The organism is Streptomyces sp. ISL-10, assembly GCF_018614575.1.
GTDB lineage: Bacteria > Actinomycetota > Actinomycetes > Streptomycetales > Streptomycetaceae > Streptomyces.
Genome location: NZ_JAGGOJ010000011.1, coordinates 424,686 through 443,377 on the forward strand (window position 1 = coordinate 424,686; position 18,692 = coordinate 443,377).

Sequence of the window (18,692 nt, forward strand, 5' to 3'; positions counted from 1 at the left end):
CACAACTCGCTGACGCCGCGCCCCGCCGGTGACCTGTGGTCTCCGGTGGGGCGTCACTGTGTGTGCCCCCAGCGGTCGTTGGCCGCCCGGTGCTCACACGGATACTGTCTGCCGCGCAAGATCCCCAGTTCCTCCAGTTCTGCGAAGTGTGCGGAAGGGAGCGCGGCACGTGGTGTCCCACCGCCGACCCTCACAGACCGGTCTCACATCGAGTGCCCGGGTCACCGTCCTGTCCGCCGCGGCTGCCACCGCGGCCGCGGCGTTCGGGGCGGCGCCCGCGAGCGCCGAACCCCAGGAGCCGGCACAAGCCACCCGGGCCCGGGTCGACCGCCTCTACGAGGAGGCCGAACAGGCCACCGAACGGTTCAACAAGGCGGGCGAAGACGTCGATCGGCTGAGCGAGCGCGTCGAATACGTCCAGGACAGCGTCGCCCGCGGCCAGGAGCGCATCAACCGCATGCGCGGGGCGCTCGGTTCCGTGGCCGGCGCCCAGTACCGCTCCGGCGGAGTCGACCCGGCGCTGGAGCTGCTGCTGTCCGCCGACCCGGACACCTATCTGGAACGCGCCGCCGTGCTGGACCGCATCAGCGAACGCCAGTCGGCCGCCCTGGACGAGCTGCGCCGCGAGCAGCGTGACCTGGGCCAGGAGCGGGCCGAGGCCGCCCTGGACCTCGCCGAGCTGGAGCGCAGCCGCTCCGCCGTGGCCCGCCACAAGCGCAGCGTCGAACGCAAGCTCGCCGAGGCGCGCAGGCTGCTGAACGCCCTGCCCGCCGAGGAGCGCGCCGACTTCGACCGGCTCTCGCGCTCCGGTCGTGACGGCGCGCTGCCGGAACTGACGGGCCTCCCACCCGGCTCGGGCCATGCGGCCGCCGCCGCGCTCGCCGCCCGCAGCGCTGTCGGCCGACCCTATGTGTGGGGTGCCAGCGGCCCGACGGGATTCGACTGTTCGGGCCTGGTGCAGTGGTCGTACGCCCAGGCCGGCGTCGGCCTGCCGCGCACCTCGCAGGCGCAGGCGAACGCAGGCCGCCGCGTTCCGCTGTCCGAGGCGCGGCCCGGCGACATCGTCACCTACCGCGGCGACGCCAGCCACGTCGGGATGTACATGGGCAACGGCCAGGTCGTCCACGCCCCCTACCCGGGAGCCGCGGTGCGCTACGACCCGGTGGGCATGATGCCGATCCACGCGGTGACGAGGGTCTAGGGCCGTTCTTCGGGGCGGGCCGGGGCGGGTCCGGCCGGGTCGGCCGGGGCAGACCGGAACCTGCCGGAGCGGGCCGAACGGAAAGTTCCCCGGCGACCACGGGGTTCCGCTCTCCGGCGTAGCGTTCCGCCGCCCTTTCCGTACGATCGGCCATGTGGCAGGTCAGGAGCGCATACAGCGCGCATCGGCACGGCGCACGGCGGGGCTCGGTCTCGCCGTGCTGCTGCTGGCGTCCGGCTGCACGACCGCCGACAAGCCCCTGGACCCCACGGTGGACGCCATCCAGGAGGCCCTTGACGAGCGGGGCGAGGCCGTCGTGGACGGAGACCGCAGCCGCTATCTGGAGGCACTCGCCCCCGGCGCGACCGCCCTGCGCAGGCAGCAGGCCAGGGAGTTCGACAACATGGCGGACATCCCCTTCCGTTCGTGGGAGTACCGCATCAAGGGCGTACGCCACCAGGGTGCTCGGGCCGTCGCCGACACCGAACTGCGTTACCGCGTCGACGCCTACGACACCGTCCCCGTGACGGCCGCCCGCATCCTGGAGCTCACCGAGCGCGACGGCCGCTGGTACGTGACCGCGGACGAGCCGGGCACCGGCGCACCCGAGCTGCTGTGGCAGCAGGGCGACGTCGCGGCCGTGCGGGGCAGCCGCAGCCTGGTCCTCGGCGTCGGCCAGGACGACAAGCGGCTGCGCGAGCTCGCCGCGGCCACCGACCGCGCCGTGCCCGCCGTGACGGCCGCCTGGCCCTCGAAGTGGGCCGGCCGCGTGGTCGTCCTCGTCCCCTCGTCCGTCGAGTCCATGGGGCGTCTCCTCGGCGCCCCGGCCGCCGGATACCGGGGCATCGCCGCCGTCACCACGGGCGAGACGGGCCGCAAGGACGGCGAGACCGCCGACCGGGTGATCGTCAACCCGGAGGCGTACGGGCTGCTCGGCGACTTCGGGCAGGGCATCGTGCTCACCCACGAGACCACCCATGTGGCGACCCGCGCCGACACCTCGGCCGCCACCCCGATGTGGCTCTCCGAGGGCTTCGCCGACTGGGTCGCCTACCGGGGCACCGGACGCACCGCCGAGGAGACCGCGCCCGAGCTGCGGGACGCGGTGCGCGGCGGCGAGGTGCCCGCGGCCCTGCCCGCGGACGAGGGCTTCGCATTCGGCGGGGACGCCGCCGCCCTGGCGCGGGCCTACGAGGGCGGCTGGCTCGCCTGCGAGCTGATCGCCGACCGCTGGGGCGAGGACGAGCTCAGGGAGTTCTACCGGACCGTCGGCGAGGCGGAGCAGCGCGAGGGCGCGGTGGAACGGGCTCTGGGCGAGGTGCTGGGCGTCACGGCGGACGCATTCACCGCGCAGTGGCGGGACTATCTGCGCGAGCGTCTGGGCTGACGGCCTCCCCGCGGACCTGCCGGGCCGACACCGTGGTCCGCCACAGGCGCCGGCAGGCGACAAGCGTCGCGGCCACCAGCAGGCCGTTGCGCAGCACGAGCAGCGCGATGCCCGGCCCGTCGCTCGCCACCACATGCGCGAACCACACCGGGAACTCCAGCACCGTGACCGCCGTCGCGGCCAGCGTGAGCAGCGCCGGCCGCACCATACGGGTCTCCCGGCGCACCAGGCACACCGCGGCGACGCCCACCAGCCAGATCAGGTACTGGGGGCTGATCACCCGGCTCGTGGTGGTGAACAGCAGCACGGCGGCGAACGCCGCGTCGCACAGCGTGGCCGGGCCGAGCTCCCGTGCCCGGAGCCGCCACACCACCAGCCAGCCGAGGGCCAGGGCGCTCAGCGCCAGCGACCCCCCCGCTCACCAGCGCCACCCACGGTCCGACGAACTCGACCGACCCGTAGCTCAGCAGCACCTCGCCCCGCCAGCCGAAGTGCCTCGCGACATGGAAGACCAGGGCGCCCAGCGACTCGACCTCGATGCCACGGTCGCGCTGGAACACCAAGAAGGCCGATGTGCCCGGCAGCGCGGCGGCGAAGGCGAGCGCAAGACCCGTGCCCGTCACCGCCGCCGTGCCCCAGGCGCGCCGCGCCGCCCGGCCGCGCGCCACGCCCACCAGCAGCAGCACCGGCCACACCTTCAGCAGCGCCCCCAGACCCGCGAGCGCCCCCAGCGCGCGCGGGCGGCCGGAGCCCGCCAGCAGAGCGGCGACGGCGACGGCGGTGACCATCAGGTCGTAGCGGGCGTAGGCGGTGGGCCCGAGCAGAGGCACGCCCACGATCCAGACCCAGGTGCCGCGCCATGCGGCTTCGTTCCTCTCCGCGTACCGCAGCAGCCCGAGGACCAGCAGATCGCACAGCAGGACGAGGAAGAAGAAGGCGCCGGCGTACGCGAGACCCGGCACAAGACCGGGCGCGAGGATCGCGAGCGCGGCGGCGGGCGGGTACTGCCAGGTGACGTCGTCCAGCGGGAACGTCCCGGTGCGCAGTACCTCGTACCAGCCCTGGTAGATCACCGAGACGTCGCTCGTGACGTCGGGCCCCGGGACCGTGACCACCTTGAAGACGCACAGCAGCAGCGCCGTACGGGTCAGCGCCCACACTGCGAGCGGAGCCCGGGCGCCCCGTGCCAGTGTCTTCGCCATGGCGTCCCTTTCGTCACCTTCGTCACCGACTGGCTGCCCATCATGCCGCGCGGGGCCGTATGGGACGGGGGAAGGAGTGTTCGGTACTGTCGGCGGCGATGCACAAGACCCTGATCGTGACGAACGACTTCCCGCCCCGGCCCGGCGGCATCCAGGCCTTCCTGCACAACATGGCGCTGCGGCTCGACCCGGGGCAGCTCGTCGTCTACGCCTCCACCTGGAAGCGCGGGCGCGAGGGCGCCGAGGCGACCGCCGCCTTCGACGCGGAGCAGCCGTTCACCGTCGTACGCGACCGTACGACGATGCTCCTGCCCACGCCGCGAGTCACCCGGCGGGCCGTCGAGCTGCTGCGGGAGCACGGCTGCGCGTCGGTGTGGTTCGGCGCGGCGGCCCCGCTCGGCCTGATGGCCCCCGCCCTGCGCAAGGCCGGTGCGCGGCGGATCGTGGCCACCACGCACGGCCACGAGGCGGGTTGGGCACAGCTGCCCGCGTCGCGGCAGCTGCTGCGGCGGATCGGCGAAGGCACGGACACGATCACCTATCTGGGCGAGTACACCCGGTCGCGGATCGCGTCGGCGCTCACGCCTCAGGCAGCGGGGCGCATGGTCCAACTGCCGCCCGGCGTCGACGAGAAGACGTTCCACCCCGGCTCCGGCGGCGACGAGATCCGCGACCGGCTCGGGCTGAGTGACCGGCCCGTCGTCGTCTGCGTCTCCCGTCTGGTCCCGCGCAAGGGCCAGGACACGCTGATCCTCGCCCTGCCCGCGATTCTGGCGAAGGTCCCGGACGCGGTGCTGCTGATCGTGGGCGGCGGCCCGTACGAGAAGGACCTGCGCAGGCTAGCCGCGGAGACGGGCGTGTCGGACTCGGTGCGCTTCACGGGCGCTGTGCCGTGGTCGGAACTCCCGGCGCACTACGGGGCGGGCGACGTGTTCGCCATGCCGTGCCGCACGCGCAGGGGCGGCCTCGATGTCGAGGGCCTCGGGATCGTGTACCTGGAGGCGTCGGCGACCGGACTGCCGGTGGTGGCGGGCGACTCCGGCGGCGCGCCGGACGCGGTGCTCGACGGCGAGACGGGCTGGGTGGTCCGCGGCAACGCGCCGGAGGACACGGCGGAACGGATCGTGGCCCTGCTGGACGACCCTCGACTCCGGCAGCGCATGGGCGAGCGGGGCCGTGCCTGGGTCGAGGAGAAGTGGCGCTGGGACCTGCTGGCGGAGAGGCTGCGGGAGCTGCTCTGAGGTAACCGGGGGCTCCGCCCCCGGACCCTGCGCCCTGCTGGCGGTGAGGGATCCCCAGCGCGTGAGTCTCCCCTACGGCCTGGTGGCCGTGGGTGGGGTTCCCTTCGGCGAAGCCAGGGGGGAGTGCCCCAGTGGGGCTGGATTTCGCAGAGCGAAATCAGTCCGTCCGGGGCGCCCCGGACGAAGCCCAGGGGCTTGAGGACACCGCGCGAAGCGCGGTACGGGGTCCGGGGCCCGCTCCGGGTCGGGATGGGGGTACCGCCCACGGCCGCCGGGCCGTGGGGAGGGCGGGGTGGGGGACAAGCCGCCGCAGGCGGGCACGCACCCCGGGGCCGAGCCCCAACGCGCGCGCCGCGCCCCCGGGCGGGGCACCGGGGGCAGCGCCCCCGGTCAGGTGGCGTAGATCGCCTCGATCTCGTCCGCGAAGTCCTTCGCCACCACATTCCGCTTCAGCTTCAGCGACGGCGTGATGTGCCCCGCCTCCTCCGTGAACTGCGACGCCAGCACGCGGAACTTCCGTACCGACTCCGCCTTCGACACCGCCGCGTTGCCGTCGTCCACCGCACTCTGGATCTCGGCCAGCAGCTCCGGGTCCTCGCGCAGCACCGCCGCCGTCGCGCCCGCCGGCTTGCCGTGCTCCGCCGCCCAGCGGCCGAGGAACTCCTCGTCGATGGTGACCAGCGCGCCTACGAAGGGCCGGCCGTCGCCGACCACCATGCACTCCGCGACCAGGGCGTGCGCGCGGATGCGGTCCTCGATCACGGCCGGGGCGACGTTCTTGCCGCCCGCGGTGACGAGGATCTCCTTCTTGCGGCCCGTGATCGCGAGGTAGCCGTCCTCGTCGAGGGTGCCGATGTCGCCGGTGTGGAACCAGTTGTCCGCCAGTGCCTCCGCCGTGGCCGCCTCGTTGTTCCAGTAGCCGGAGAAGATGTGCTCGCCGTGCAGCAGCACCTCGCCGTCGTCCGCGATCCGGACCACCGAACCGGGCAGCGGCTGACCGACCGTGCCGATCTTCTGCCGGTCCCACGGGTTGAACGCGGTCGCCGCGCAGGACTCGGTCAGCCCGTAGCCCTCCAGCACCGTGAAGCCGATGCCGCGGAAGAAGTGGCCGAGCCGCTCGCCGAGCGGCGCGCCGCCGGAGACCGCGTACTCGCCGCGCCCGCCCAGAACGGCGCGGAGCTTGCTGTAGACGAGCCTGTCGAAGACCTTGTGCTTGATCTTCAGGCCGATCGGCACGCCCTGCGAACTGCCGATGGCGCGGCTGTAGGCGATCGCCGTGTTCGCGGCCTTGTCGAAGATCTTGCCCTTGCCGTCCGCCTGGGCCTTGGCCCGCGCCGAGTTGTAGACCTTCTCGAAGACGCGCGGCACACCGAGGATCAGCGTCGGCCGGAAGGAGGCCAACTCGTCGGTGAGGTTCTTGATGTCCGGCACACAACCGAGCTTGATCGGCGCCATGACGGCCGCGAGCTCGACCATGCGGCCGAAGACGTGCGCGGCGGGGAGGAACAGCAGCACCGAACTCTCGCCCGTACGGAACAGTGGCTTCAGACGCTCGACCAGGTTGCCGCACTCCGCGAAGAAGGCGCGGTGGGTGAGGACACAGCCCTTGGGACGCCCGGTGGTGCCGGAGGTGTAGACGATCGTCGCCGGGTCGTCGGCCTTGGCGGTGGCGCTGCGCTCGTCGACGGTGGCGTCGGAGATCTCCGCGCCGGCGGCGGTGAGTTCGTCGACGGTGCCCTTCTCGATCTGCCAGACGTTGCGCAGGGAGGGCAGCGATTCGCGTACGGACTCCACGGCGGCGGCGTGTCCGTCGCTCTCGACGATGACCGCGGCGGCACCCGAGTCACCGAGGATCCACTGCACCTGCTCGGCGGAGCTGGTCTCGTAGACCGGCACGGTCACCGCGCCGGCGCTCCAGATGGCGAAGTCGAGCCGGACCCACTCGTAGCGGGTGCGGGACATCAGGGCGACCCGGTCGCCGGGGCGGATGCCGGCGGCGATCAGGCCCTTGGCGGTGGCCCGCACCTCGGCCAGGAACTGGGTGGCGGTGACGTCCGCCCATGCGCCGGCGACCTTGCGGCCCATCACCGCCACATCGGGGTGCTGCGCGGCATTGCGGCGGATGAGATCCGTCAGGTTGCCGTCCGTGGGGACCTCGTACAGGGCCGGAAGGCTGAACTCGCGCAAGACTGCTGCTCCTCATCGGGCGCCGGCGCCACGGCTCTGTGTGATGCACCGGTTGCGGTCCAAGATCGGGCAGGTGCTCGTGGGGGCGAGCACGACTGGACTGCCCGGACGTTACCCATCAGTACGCGGTTCCCGATAGGGGTTCCCGGCCAATGTTCCCTGCGTCACACGTCAATGGCTGGACATCGCGCAGACTATTCCACTCCGCCCGCGGCCCGGAAGTTACCGCAGGTCCACCCCCCTCTACCCGCGTTCGGCAGGCGCGTTCTAGGGTGCTCGTCATGCGACGCATGCGAGTCAATGTGGTCAGCGACGTGCACGGCAACGCCCGGGATCTCGCCACCGCGGGCGACGGCGCGGACGCTCTCGTCTGCCTCGGCGACCTGGTCCTCTTCCTCGACTACGCCGACCACTCGCGTGGCATCTTCCCCGACCTCTTCGGCGTCGAGAACGCCCACCTGATCGTCGAACTGCGCACCGCCCGCCGCTTCGACGAGGCCCGGGAACTGGGCCGCAGACTGTGGGCCGAGCTCGGCCTCGACCGCGAGAGCGCCATCGAGACCGCCGTGCGCCGCCAGTACGCCGCGCTCTTCGCGGCCTTCCCCACGCCGACGTACGCCACCTACGGCAATGTCGACATCCCCGGCCTGTGGCCCGAGTTCGCCCGGCCCGGCACCACCGTCCTCGACGGCGAGCGGGTCGAGATCGGCGGCCGCGTCTTCGGCTTCGTCGGCGGCGGGCTGCGTACCCCGATGCGCACCCCTTACGAGATCTCCGACGAGGAGTACGCCGCCAAGGTCGAGGCCCTGGGCGAGGTCGACGTGCTCTGCTCCCACATCCCTCCCGATGTCCCGGAACTGACCTACGACACCGTCGCCCGCCGCTTCGAACGCGGCAGCCGCGCCCTGCTGACCGCGATCAGGCGCACCAGGCCCCGGTACGCCCTCTTCGGCCACGTCCACCAGCCGCTCGCCCGCCGGATGCGCGTCGGCGCGACGGAGTGCGTGAACGTCGGGCACTTCGCCTCCACCGGCCGCCCTTGGACGCTGACGTGGTGAGCGGCGCCGGCTGGCGTGCCAGAAGAGCGACGTTCGTCGGCCGGGGCCGCCACCGGCGTCGCTCCCGCTCGCGATAGCCTGCTCACCACCACACCACCGGTCATCACCGCACTGTTGAGGAGCCGCAGCGATGGCGGAACACACCAGCTCGAGCATCACGATCGATGCGGCGCCGGCCGATGTCATGGGCGTGATCTCCGACTTCGCGCGCTACCCCGAGTGGACCGGCGAGGTGAAGGAGGCCGAGGTGCTCGCCACCGACGCCGAGGGCCGCGCCGAACAGGTCCGCCTCGTCCTCGACGCCGGCGCGATCAAGGACGACCACACCCTCGCGTACACCTGGCACGGCGAGAACGAGGTCAGCTGGACACTGGTGAAGTCCCAGATGCTGCGCGCCATCGACGGCTCGTACAGCCTCGCTCCCATGGGCGGCGGCGACCGGACCGAGGTCACCTACCAGCTCACCGTCGACGTCAAGATCCCCATGCTCGGCATGATCAAGCGCAAGGCGGAGAAGGTCATCATCGACCGCGCTCTGGCAGGCCTGAAGAAGCGCGTCGAGAGCGGCGCCGGCGCCTGATGCGCAGGGTCCTCGTCACCGGGCTCGGCGGCGCGGGCCGCACCACCGTCGCGGCGGCCACGGCCCTCGCCGCGGCCGCGTCGGGCCGTCGCACACTCCTGCTGTCGGCAGAGGCGGACGCCGTGCTCGGCACGGCTGTCACCGGCGCCCCCGACCGGCCGATACCGACGGCGGAGGGGCTGTGGGCCGGCCGCATCGACGCGGGCGCCGACTTCCGCGCCGAATTCCTCGACCTCCAGCAGCGCGCCTCGGCCGGGCTCGACCTGCTGGGAGCGGCGCGGCTGGAGGACGAGGAACTCACCGAGCTGCCGGGCAGCGACCAGTTCGCCCTGCTGCGGGCCCTGACCACCGCATCCCGCGGGGACTGGGACGTCCTCGTCGTCGACATGCCGCCCTTGCGCGAGACCCTCGCGCTGCTCGCCCTGCCCGAGCAGCTGCGGCGCTATCTGCGCCGCCTGCTGCCGGCCGAGCGGCAGGCTGCCCGGGCCCTGCGCCCCATGCTCGCCCAGCTCGCCGGTGTGCCGATGCCCGCGCAGTGGCTGTACGAGACGACCGCACGCTGGGACACGGAACTGGCAGGCGTCCAGTCCGTGATCGAGTCCGAGAACACCACCCTCACCCTGGTCGCCGAGCCCGGCCCCGCGGCCGCCGACGCCCTGCGCACCGCCCGCACCGGGCTGAGTCTGTTCGGTCACCGCGTCGACATGGTCGTCGCCAACCGCTGCGTACCGCAGGACTCCGCCGATCCCTGGGCGGCCTCGGTCGCGGCCCAGCAGGAGGCGTGCCGGCGGGAGTGGGTGGACACCTGGATGCCGGCCGGCTCGGTCTGCCTGCTGCCGCATCTGGGCCGCGATCCACGCGGCCCGGACGACCTCACGCGGCTCCAGAAGGAGGCGGACCGCTGCTCCTTCGCGCATGAATTCACCGCCGACCCGGCGGCTCACGAGCTCGACGGGCTGATCGTGGCCCTGCGCGGGGACCGGGAGGGCCGGCGCCCGGACCCGGGGCGGATCGAGAACGTGTACGAGGAGTCCGTCCGCCGTGACGCGTCGGTCGCCTCACTCGCGGACACCGACAACCACTGGCACGGCCGGAACGGCAAGAGCCGCAAGGAGCCGCCGCCCGGTCCCGCCTCGGACGACGGCACGCTGATCTGGCACCTCGACCTGCCCGGCGCCGTCAAGGAGCAGCTCACCCTCGTACGCCGTGGGGATGAACTGCTGATCACCGTCGGCCCCTTCCGCAGGATCCTGTCCCTGCCGTCCGCACTGCGCCGCTGCACGGTCGCCGGCGCGGGCCTGAAGGACGGCACCCTGAGCGTGCGGTTCACGCCCGACCCCGCCCTGTGGCCGCGGGCACGCTGAATGCCGTACCGCCGTTCGGGTAACGTCGGGTAGACGAATCCTCAGTCCTGCCGCAGGAGTACGCCATGAGCGATGCCACCGAGCGTCCCGACACCGACGCCGACGCAGACGCCTGGGCCACGGCGTGCGAGGAGGACCTCAAGGCCGAGCGGAACCGCCGGCGCGGCCAGTACGGGGCTCCGCCCGGCTCGGCGGCCGAGGAGCTCCGCAAACTCTTCGACGTCGTCGCGGACAAGGTCACCGCCTTCCAGTCGTCGCTGCCCGGCGTGGCGGCACAGAACGCCGTGCAGCAGTTCGTGACCCAGGCCAAGGCCGCGGTCGAGCCCGTCATCGAACGGAACCCGCAGGTCTTCGACCATCTCGCGGCCGCCGGGGGCGAACTGCTCGCCGCCTACCGCTCCGCCGTCGAGAACCAGGAGCGCCGCTGGACCCAGCGCTCGGACACCGCCAAGGACACCGACGACCCCCGCGACGACGGGCCCGGTCCGAGCGAGCACATCGACCTGGACTGACCAGCGCCTGCCCGCCCTCGGGTACGGTTGGCATAGCGGGGCTCGACCGAATACTGAGGGACACATGGGACTCACCATCGGCGTCGACATCGGCGGCACGAAGATCGCGGCGGGCGTGGTCGACGAAGAGGGCGCCATTCTCGAGACGCACACCGTGCCCACCCCGTCGACTCCCGAGGGCATCGTCGACGCGATCTGCGCTGCGGTGGCGGGAGCCGGCCAGGGGCACGAGATCGAGGCCGTCGGCATCGGCGCGGCGGGATACGTCGACGACAAGCGCGCCACCGTCCTGTTCGCGCCCAACATCGACTGGCGCCACGAACCGTTGAAGGACAAGGTCGAACAGCGCGTCGGCCTCCCCGTCGTCGTCGAGAACGACGCGAACGCGGCGGCCTGGGGCGAGTACCGCTTCGGCGCGGGCCAGGGTCACGAGGACGTCATCTGCATCACCCTGGGCACCGGCCTCGGCGGCGGCATCATCATCGGCAACAAGCTGCGCCGCGGGCGCTTCGGGGTGGCCGCGGAGTTCGGCCACATCCGGGTCGTCCCGGACGGGCTGCTGTGCGGCTGCGGCAGCCAGGGCTGCTGGGAGCAGTACGCCTCCGGCCGCGCGCTCGTGCGGTACGCGAAGCAGCGCGCCAACGCCACGCCGGAGAACGCGACCATCCTGCTCGGTCTCGGCGACGGCACCATCAACGGCATCGAGGGCAAGCACATCAGCCAGGCAGCGCGGCTGGGCTGCCCGGTCGCCGTCGACTCCTTCCGCGAGCTGGCGCGCTGGGCGGGCGCGGGTCTGGCCGACCTGGCCTCGCTCTTCGACCCGTCCGCGTTCATCGTCGGCGGCGGCGTCTCCGACGAGGGCGACCTGGTGCTCGACCCGATCCGCAAGTCGTTCCGCCGCTGGCTCATCGGCGGCCAGTGGCGCCCGCACGCCCAGGTTCTCGCGGCCCAACTGGGTGGCAAGGCGGGACTGGTGGGCGCCGCCGACCTGGCCCGCCAGGGCTGAGCCCCCGTACGGCCATGTGCCCGTCGCGTCCTCATCGGATTGCGGCGGGCACCGTCGTATCTTGATCCACATGGCCACCAGCATGCTGCCCGCCCTCCCCAACTCCCGTACGGAACCGGATGGTTCAGCCGTGATCCGGGTGCTGAGCTACAACGTCCGGTCGATGCGCGACGACGAGAACGCCCTCGCCCGGGTGATCCGGGCCTGCGAGCCGGACCTGGTGTTCGTCCAGGAGGCCCCGCGGTTCTTCCGCTGGCGCAAGCACGCGGCGCGGCTCGCCGCCAGGACCGATCTGGTGATGCTCTCCGGCGGCGCGACGGCCGCCGGGCCGCTGCTGCTGTGCTCGCTGCGCGCGACGGTGGAGCGCACGGAGGACGTCATGCTGCCGCTGACGCCAGGGCTGCACCGGCGCGGCTTCGCCACCGCGGTCGTCCGGTTCGCGGGGGCGCGGGTCGGCGTGATCAGCTGCCACCTGAGCCTGCAGACGGACGAGCGTTACGCCCAGGCGGGCATGCTGCTGGACCGGCTGGCCGCGATGGGCACGCCGCACGCGATCGCGGCGGGCGACATCAATGAGCGTCCCGGCGGCCGGAGCTTCAGACGCCTCGCCGACTCGCTGCAGGACTGCTGGGCGGTGCGCCCGTGGGGCGAGGAGCACACGTCGACGCCGGTCGATCCGCACCAGCGGATCGACGCGATCTTCGCGACGCGGGGGGTCCAGGTGCTCGGCTGCGGTGTCCCGCAGGGCCTGGAGGGCGTGACGGACCGCGACCTGCGCGCGGCCTCGGACCATCTCCCGGTCCTGGCGGCCCTGCGCCTGCCGACGACGGGGTAGGCCAGGGGGGCGTGTTCGCGGGGCGCTGCCCCGGAGTCCCCCGGCGCCTGGAATGCCGGCGGGGCTGGATGTTGCCCGGTGAGGCGGCCCTGGAACGGCGCTGATACGGGGCCGGGGGCATGCCGTAGACCCGCGGGCTCTGCCCGCACCTTGCGCCTCGAACGCCGACTGGGCCGGAAGCTGCCCGGTGCGAGTGGCACTGATAGAGGCGACCGATCTGGGACTGGGGGATGCCGTAGGCCGGCGGGCCTGTTCGGCTGGTGCGTCCCGCACCCTGCGCCTCAAGCCGGCGGGGCTGACAGTGGCTTCAACCAGCGGCCCCTGTCCCGGCGCTCATGTGGGGCCGGTGGCATGCCGACAACGGGGTAGGCCCGAGGCGTGTCCGGCGCGCTGCCCCGGGAACCCCGCGCCTCAAACGCCGGCGGGGCTGGATGTTGCCCGCTGCGTTGGCCCTGGCACGGGTGCCGATGTGGGGCGGGGGACATGCCGCCCGCAGGCGTTGTCGCGGCCCCGGTACCGGTGCCCATGCGGGGCCGGGGCGTGCCGACTGAGAGGCAGGCCGCGGCACCCCGCGCCATGGAACGCCGGCGGGGCGGACACCGCCCGCCCGCCGGTGCGGGGCCGGCGCAGCCCGACGCGCAGCGGCCCCCGCGCCCCGCTACACCACCGCGCCCCGACCCGGGTCGTCCTCCTCGTCGTCGTCCGACGACATCCGTGCCACCAGCGTCGCGAACCCGCCCAGGAAGCCGCCGATGCACAGCGTCGTCAGCCACCACGTCATGTCCCACCCCAGCAGCACCGCGACCAGCATCAGCACCGGGCCGCCCACCACCGCCAGCCACGCGAACTTCGCCGTCACGTCCGCCTCCGGCAGGGGCGGCGGCTCCGGGGGGACGAAGTGGCCCTCGTCGGTCTCGTCGAAGTCCTCGTCACTCGCCTCCGGGACCTGGTAGTCGCGGGGGCCGCCCCCGCCGACACCTGGCGCGAACGTGATCGAGCTGCCCAGCGCGGGCGGCTCCTCGGCGGCCTCCTTCGGGGGCTCGGGCCGCTCGTTCACCCCGCCCTCCAGGCGCGCCAGATCGTCCACGGACTTGAACGGCTTGGCGCCGGGCGGATCCACCGGCTCGTCGCCGTACCCCGCGACGATGGCCGCCCACGCGGCCTCCTCGTCGATCGGCTGCGGCTCTCGGTCCGCATCGTGCTGCTCAGCCACCGGTCGTGCTCCCTCCCAGGGACTTTGTCGCGGGGGACCCCGTGGTCCCGGCCTCCGGAGCGAGCCGGCCGATGAACGCGTAACTCTCCTCGAAGATCCGCTCCGCATCGTGGTCCAACGTCGCCACGTGGTAGCTCTGTTCCAGCAGGATCTCCGTGACGTCCGTCGACGAGACGCGGCTGAGGATCCGCGCCGAGTCCGCGGGCGGCACGACATGGTCCTGGGGGCTGTGCAGCAGCAGCATCGGCTGGGTGACCTGCGGCAGCTCGCCGTCGACGAGCCGGAAGAACTGCCGCACCGAGTACGCCGCGTGCAGCGGCACCCGGTCGTACCCCACCTCCTCGACTCCCGGTTTCGCGATGTCGCTGGTCAGCCCCTTCGTGGAGGGCACCAGATGGCGCACCACGGGCAGCAGCGACGCCATCGCGCCGTGCACCTTGTTGGCCGGGTTGACCACCACGACGCCCTGCACGGCGTCCCCGTGCTTGGCGGCCAGGCGCAGGGTGAGCGCGCCGCCCATGGAGAGGCCGAAGACGAAGACACGGCTGCACCGCTCCCGCAGGGAGCGCAGCTCGCGGTCCACCTCCGCGTACCAGTCCTGCCAGCCGGTCACCTGCATGTCCTGCCAGCGGGTGCCGTGTCCCGGCAGCAGAGGCAGGGACACGGTGAGCCCCCGCTCCGCCAGATATTCGGCCCAGGGGCGCAGCGACTGCGGGCAACCGGTGAATCCGTGACAGAGAAGGACGCCGACCTCGCCGCCTTCGTGGCGGTAGGGCTCGGCTCCAGGAAGGACCGGCACCGGGGTCTCCTGTTCGTGAGGTGTACGGGGAATGTTGGACGTCATGGGCGCGTGTGACGGTCCCAAGGTGTACTTCACGGTACGCGACCGGACGGACACCGACCAGGGCCGTCACCGCGTCAGGCGGGCCCGGAACGACAGGAGGCAGGCCAGCAGGGGTTAAGGTCTGTTCGAGAACACACAGGAGGATTTCGAGTTGATCTACGGAGCCATGAAGTTCTCCATCGGGGGTTCGCTGAAGCTCGCCTTCAGGCCCTGGGTGGAGGGCCTGGAGAACATTCCGGCCGAGGGCCCCGCGATCCTCGCGAGCAACCACCTGTCCTTCTCCGACTCGTTCTTCCTCCCCGCCGTGCTCGACCGCAAGGTGACCTTCATCGCCAAGGCGGAGTACTTCACCTCGCCCGGCGTCAAGGGCAGGCTGACCGCCGCCTTCTTCAAGGGCGTGGGACAGCTGCCGGTCGACCGCTCCGGCGCGCGCGGCGCGGGCGAGGCGGCGATCAAGGCCGGTATCGACGTCATCGAGTCCGGCGGTCTTTTCGGCATCTACCCCGAGGGCACCCGCTCCCCGGACGGCCGGCTCTACCGCGGCAAGCCCGGCGGGCTCGCGCGGGTGGCGCTGGCGACCGGCGCGCCCGTGATCCCGGTCGCGATGATCGACACCGAGAAGATCCAGCCGCCCGGCAAGATCGTCCCCAAGCTGATGCGTCCGGGCATCCGGATCGGCAGGCCGCTGGACTTCAGCCGGTACCACGGCATGGAGGGTGACCGCTTCATCCTGCGCTCGGTGACCGACGAGGTCATGTACGAGATCATGAAGCTGTCCGGCCAGGAGTACGTCGACATCTACGCGACGGCTGCCAAGCGTCAGATCGCCGACGAGGAGAAGGCTCGTAAGGCCGCCCGGGCGGAGGCCGAGAAGGCGGCCAGGGCGGAGGCCGAGAAGGCGAAGAAGGCGCAGAGTCCAGCGGCCTAGCCGCGACGGACACAGCTTCGGGGGTGGGGGAGATGGCCGGGCGCGAGCGCGTCGTACGGATGTCGGTCGAGCTGCCGCTGTGGCGCGCGCTCGCCGGCTACCGCGTCCTGACGATGGTCTACGCGGTGCTGCTGTTCGCCTTCGCACCGGACAAGTTCGAACGTCCTGGCGTGGCGGTCGGCTTCCTCGCCGTCATGGTCGTATGGACCCTCGCCACGCTGCCCAAGGTGTCCAACGCGGCCCGGTGCACCCGCGGTTTCCTGATCGCCGATCTGACCGTCGCCCTGACCGGCATCCTGCTCACTCCGCTCGCCGACGCCCAGGCGCAGACACAGGACGGCCCGACGCTGCCGACCATATGGACAGCGGGCTCCGTCCTGGCCTTCGCCATCAAGGGCGGCTGGCGCTGGGCCGGTTTCGCCTCCTCGCTGGTCGCGGTCGCCAACATCATCGAGCGCGGCGAGCCCAGCCGCGACACCTTCCACAACGTGCTGCTCGTCTGGGTCGCCTCCATCGCGATCGGCTATGTCGTCGAGGTCGCCCGGGCCTCCGAGCGCACCCTCGCCCGCGCCCTGGAGATCGAGGCGACGACCCGCGAGCGCGAGCGCCTGGCCCGCGACATCCACGACAGCGTGCTGCAGGTGCTGGCGATGGTCCAGCGGCGCGGCACCGCGCTCGGCGGTGAGGCAGCGGAGCTCGGCCGGATGGCGGGGGAGCAGGAGGTCGCCCTGCGCAGCCTGGTGGCGGGCGGACTGCTGCCCCCGCCGCGTTCCGCTGTGGCGGAGGGGGACCCAGACAGTGACACGGCGGTGGAGAGCACCGGCCCCGCCCGGGCAGGCCGGCGTCGGGTGCCCGGCGGCACCGGCCCGGGCGAGCCGTGCGACGTGCGCATGCTGCTCGCCTCCTTCGTCACCTCGCGCGTGACGCTCTCCGAGCCCGGTGCCCCGGTGCTGCTCCCGGCGCATGCGGCGGCGGAGGTCGCGGCCGCCGTCGGCGCCGCCCTGGACAACGTCCGCCGGCACGCCGGCGAGGACGCCCAGACGTGGATCCTGGTCGAGGACTGGCCGGACGAGGTCGTCGTCACGGTCCGCGACGACGGCCCCGGCATCGCGGAGGGCAGGCTCGCGCAGGCCGAGGGCGAGGGCCGGATGGGAGTGGCCCTGTCCATCAGGGGCCGGCTGCGCGACCTGGGCGGCACGGCCGAGCTGATCTCGGTACCGGGGCAGGGCACGGAAGTCGAGTTGAAGGTCCCACGGGGGAAGGCGGAGAAATGACCGGAGCGAAGCCGATCACGGTGATGGTCGTCGACGACCATCCGATGTGGCGGGACGCGGTGGCACGTGATCTGGCGGCGGCGGGTTTCGACGTGGTCGCCACGGCCGGGGACGGTGCGCAGGCGGTGCGCCGGGCGAAGGCCGTCACCCCCGATGTCCTCGTGCTCGACCTCAACCTGCCCGAGCTGCCCGGCGTCCAGGTGTGCAAGGAGCTCGTCGCGGCCCTGCCCGGCCTGCGGGTCCTGGTGCTGTCCGCGAGCGGTGAGCACGCGGACGTCCTGGAGGCCGTGAAGTCAGGGGCCACCGGCTATCTGCTCAAGTCGGCGAGCACAGCGGAGCTGACGGACGCCGTGGGGCGCACGGCCGCGGGCGATCCCGTCTTCACACCGGGCCTCGCCGGTCTGGTCCTCGGCGAGTACCGCCGCCTCGCGTCCGAGCCCGTCCCCTCCCCGGGCGGCGACGCGCCGAAGGCTCCGCAGCTGACCGACCGGGAGACCGAGGTGCTGCGGCTGGTCGCCAAGGGGCTGTCGTACAAGCAGATCGCCGAGCGTCTCGTCATCTCGCACCGCACCGTGCAGAACCATGTGCAGAACACCCTCGGCAAGCTCCAGCTGCACAACCGCGTGGAGCTCGTGCGGTACGCGATCGAGGCGGGTCTCGACGACGCCTGAGTCACCGTCACCTCCACCGTGTTACCCGTACGGGTGAATGACGTCCGCTCAATGTCCCGGAGTCGTAGAGGAATTGACCCTTCGCCCCATCCCTGAGTGACCTGGATCACCATTAGCGTGACGGTCCTAGGGTCCACCCCAGGCGAAGGGAAGTTCCATGCGCGTCGGAGTACTGACCGGGGGCGGCGACTGCCCCGGCCTCAACGCGGTCATCCGCGGCCTCGTCCGCAAGGGCGTCCAGGAGTACGCGTACGAGTTCGTCGGCTACCGCGACGGCTGGCGCGGACCGCTCGACGACGACCACATCCCCCTCGACATCCCCGCCGTCCGGGGCATCCTGCCCCGCGGCGGCACCATCCTCGGCTCTTCGCGCACCAACCCCCTCAAGGAAGAGAGCGGCATCCGCCGCATCAAGGAGAACCTCGCCAAGCACGAGGTGGACGCGCTCGTCGCGATCGGCGGCGAGGACACCCTCGGCGTGGCGGCACGGCTGTACGAGGAGTACGGCGTCAAGTGCGTCGGCGTGCCCAAGACCATCGACAACGACCTGTCCGCCACCGACTACACCTTCGGCTTCGACACCGCCGTCGGCATCGCCACCGAGGCCATCGACCGGCTGCACACCACGGCCGAGTCCCATATGCGCGTCCTGGTCGTCGAGGTGATGGGCCGTCACGCGGGGTGGATCGCCCTGCACTCGGGTCTCGCCGGCGGGGCGAACGTCATCCTCATCCCCGAGCAGCGCTTCGACGTCGACCAGGTCTGCGCCTGGGTGACCTCGCGCTTCCGGGCCAGCTACGCCCCCATCGTGGTCGTCGCCGAGGGCGCCATGCCCAAGGACGGCGACGCGGTCCTCAAGGACGGCTCGCTCGACTCCTTCGGCCATGTCCGGCTCTCCGGAGTCGGGGAGTGGCTGGCGAAGGAGATCGAGAGCCGTACGGGCAAGGAGGCCCGTACCACGGTCCTCGGTCACGTCCAGCGCGGCGGCACCCCGAGCGCCTTCGACCGCTGGCTCGCCACCCGGTTCGGTCTGCACGCGATCGACGCGGTGCGGGACGGCGACTACGGAAAGATGGTCGCGCTGCGCGGCACCGACATCGTGCGCGTGCCCATCGCCGATGCCACCGCGAGGCTCAAGACGGTCGACCCCGCGCTGTACAAGGAGATCGGCGTCTTCTTCGGCTGAGCA

At 72.4% G+C, this 18,692-nt stretch carries 16 protein-coding genes and 1 pseudogene; 13 read left to right on the plus strand and 4 right to left on the minus strand.

Going from position 1 to position 18,692, the window contains the following annotated elements:
- Positions 1-169 precede the first annotated feature (169 nt).
- On the plus strand, positions 170-1,201 hold the full coding sequence (locus J7E88_RS14580; protein WP_215180905.1) for an NlpC/P60 family protein: 1,032 nt from the start codon (positions 170-172) through the stop codon (positions 1,199-1,201).
- A 154-nt stretch (positions 1,202-1,355) separates the two neighbouring features.
- Entirely contained in the window at positions 1,356-2,588 is a 1,233-nt protein-coding gene (locus J7E88_RS14585; protein WP_308307497.1) for a hypothetical protein, read from the plus strand.
- On the opposite strand, the pseudogene J7E88_RS14590 reads toward J7E88_RS14585, so the two are convergent.
- Positions 2,545-3,790 (minus strand): annotated as a pseudogene (locus J7E88_RS14590) (glycosyltransferase 87 family protein). The gene J7E88_RS14585 and the pseudogene J7E88_RS14590 sit on opposite strands and share 44 nt — an antisense overlap.
- Positions 3,791-3,888: 98 nt before the next feature.
- On the opposite strand from J7E88_RS14590, the gene J7E88_RS14595 reads away from it, so the two are divergent.
- Positions 3,889-5,031, plus strand: a complete 1,143-nt coding sequence (locus J7E88_RS14595; protein WP_215180907.1) for a glycosyltransferase family 4 protein — start codon at positions 3,889-3,891, stop codon at positions 5,029-5,031.
- A gap of 390 nt (positions 5,032-5,421) precedes the next feature.
- Here the strand turns inward: J7E88_RS14595 and J7E88_RS14600 are convergent, their stop codons facing one another.
- Positions 5,422-7,218, minus strand: coding sequence for a long-chain fatty acid--CoA ligase (locus J7E88_RS14600; RefSeq protein WP_215180909.1), 1,797 nt, complete (start codon positions 7,216-7,218; stop codon positions 5,422-5,424).
- Between the two features lie 302 nt (positions 7,219-7,520).
- On the opposite strand from J7E88_RS14600, the gene J7E88_RS14605 reads away from it, so the two are divergent.
- From J7E88_RS14605 to J7E88_RS14630, 6 genes are all read left to right on the plus strand, one after another.
- Positions 7,521-8,276, plus strand: a complete 756-nt coding sequence (locus J7E88_RS14605; RefSeq protein WP_374196280.1) for a metallophosphoesterase — start codon at positions 7,521-7,523, stop codon at positions 8,274-8,276.
- Between the two features lie 130 nt (positions 8,277-8,406).
- On the plus strand, positions 8,407-8,856 hold the full coding sequence (locus J7E88_RS14610; RefSeq protein ID WP_215180912.1) for an SRPBCC family protein: 450 nt from the start codon (positions 8,407-8,409) through the stop codon (positions 8,854-8,856).
- Positions 8,856-10,220, plus strand: coding sequence for an ArsA family ATPase (locus tag J7E88_RS14615; protein WP_251022574.1), 1,365 nt, complete (start codon positions 8,856-8,858; stop codon positions 10,218-10,220). The genes J7E88_RS14610 and J7E88_RS14615 overlap by 1 nt, the downstream gene beginning before the upstream one ends.
- Before the next feature lie 65 nt (positions 10,221-10,285).
- The gene (locus J7E88_RS14620; RefSeq protein WP_215180914.1) at positions 10,286-10,732 is read left to right on the plus strand and encodes a DUF5304 domain-containing protein; all 447 of its coding nucleotides are present in this window, start codon (positions 10,286-10,288) and stop codon (positions 10,730-10,732) included.
- A gap of 64 nt (positions 10,733-10,796) precedes the next feature.
- On the plus strand, positions 10,797-11,738 hold the full coding sequence (locus J7E88_RS14625) for an ROK family glucokinase (protein WP_215180916.1): 942 nt from the start codon (positions 10,797-10,799) through the stop codon (positions 11,736-11,738).
- A gap of 70 nt (positions 11,739-11,808) precedes the next feature.
- On the plus strand, positions 11,809-12,573 hold the full coding sequence (locus J7E88_RS14630) for an endonuclease/exonuclease/phosphatase family protein (RefSeq protein ID WP_215180919.1): 765 nt from the start codon (positions 11,809-11,811) through the stop codon (positions 12,571-12,573).
- A 658-nt stretch (positions 12,574-13,231) separates the two neighbouring features.
- Here the strand turns inward: J7E88_RS14630 and J7E88_RS14635 are convergent.
- Both J7E88_RS14635 and J7E88_RS14640 read right to left on the minus strand, forming a co-directional pair.
- Positions 13,232-13,786 (minus strand): hypothetical protein, encoded by a 555-nt coding sequence (locus J7E88_RS14635; RefSeq protein ID WP_215180921.1) that lies wholly within the window; start codon positions 13,784-13,786, stop codon positions 13,232-13,234.
- Positions 13,779-14,585 carry a carboxylesterase gene (locus J7E88_RS14640; RefSeq protein ID WP_215180923.1) on the minus strand — a complete coding sequence of 269 codons (807 nt, stop codon included), beginning with the start codon at positions 14,583-14,585 and terminating at the stop codon, positions 13,779-13,781. Before J7E88_RS14640 ends, J7E88_RS14635 begins: the two co-directional genes overlap by 8 nt.
- Before the next feature lie 196 nt (positions 14,586-14,781).
- On the opposite strand from J7E88_RS14640, the gene J7E88_RS14645 reads away from it, so the two are divergent.
- The 4 genes from J7E88_RS14645 to J7E88_RS14660 all read left to right on the plus strand — a co-directional run bounded on the left by J7E88_RS14645 (position 14,782) and on the right by J7E88_RS14660 (position 18,689).
- Positions 14,782-15,558, plus strand: coding sequence for a 1-acyl-sn-glycerol-3-phosphate acyltransferase (locus J7E88_RS14645; RefSeq protein WP_215180925.1), 777 nt, complete (start codon positions 14,782-14,784; stop codon positions 15,556-15,558).
- A 32-nt stretch (positions 15,559-15,590) separates the two neighbouring features.
- Complete coding sequence (macS, locus tag J7E88_RS14650; protein WP_215180927.1) at positions 15,591-16,832, plus strand: MacS family sensor histidine kinase; 1,242 nt, start codon at positions 15,591-15,593, stop codon at positions 16,830-16,832.
- Positions 16,829-17,503, plus strand: coding sequence for a response regulator transcription factor (locus J7E88_RS14655; RefSeq protein ID WP_215180929.1), 675 nt, complete (start codon positions 16,829-16,831; stop codon positions 17,501-17,503). The genes macS and J7E88_RS14655 overlap by 4 nt, the downstream gene beginning before the upstream one ends.
- A 157-nt stretch (positions 17,504-17,660) precedes the next feature.
- Complete coding sequence (locus J7E88_RS14660) at positions 17,661-18,689, plus strand: 6-phosphofructokinase (protein ID WP_215180931.1); 1,029 nt, start codon at positions 17,661-17,663, stop codon at positions 18,687-18,689.
- Positions 18,690-18,692: the final 3 nt, after the last annotated feature.

Bases quoted from the DNA above. Each gene is read 5' to 3' on its own strand.
- J7E88_RS14595 (WP_215180907.1), top strand. From the start codon at position 3,889: ATGCACAAGACCCTGATCGTGACGAACGACTTCCCGCCCCGGCCCGGC.
- J7E88_RS14610 (WP_215180912.1), top strand. From the start codon at position 8,407: ATGGCGGAACACACCAGCTCGAGCATCACGATCGATGCGGCGCCGGCC.
- J7E88_RS14615 (WP_251022574.1), top strand. From the start codon at position 8,856: ATGCGCAGGGTCCTCGTCACCGGGCTCGGCGGCGCGGGCCGCACCACC.
- J7E88_RS14620 (WP_215180914.1), top strand. From the start codon at position 10,286: ATGAGCGATGCCACCGAGCGTCCCGACACCGACGCCGACGCAGACGCC.
- J7E88_RS14625 (WP_215180916.1), top strand. From the start codon at position 10,797: ATGGGACTCACCATCGGCGTCGACATCGGCGGCACGAAGATCGCGGCG.
- J7E88_RS14630 (WP_215180919.1), top strand. From the start codon at position 11,809: ATGGCCACCAGCATGCTGCCCGCCCTCCCCAACTCCCGTACGGAACCG.
- macS (WP_215180927.1), top strand. From the start codon at position 15,591: ATGGCCGGGCGCGAGCGCGTCGTACGGATGTCGGTCGAGCTGCCGCTG.
- J7E88_RS14655 (WP_215180929.1), top strand. From the start codon at position 16,829: ATGACCGGAGCGAAGCCGATCACGGTGATGGTCGTCGACGACCATCCG.
- J7E88_RS14660 (WP_215180931.1), top strand. From the start codon at position 17,661: ATGCGCGTCGGAGTACTGACCGGGGGCGGCGACTGCCCCGGCCTCAAC.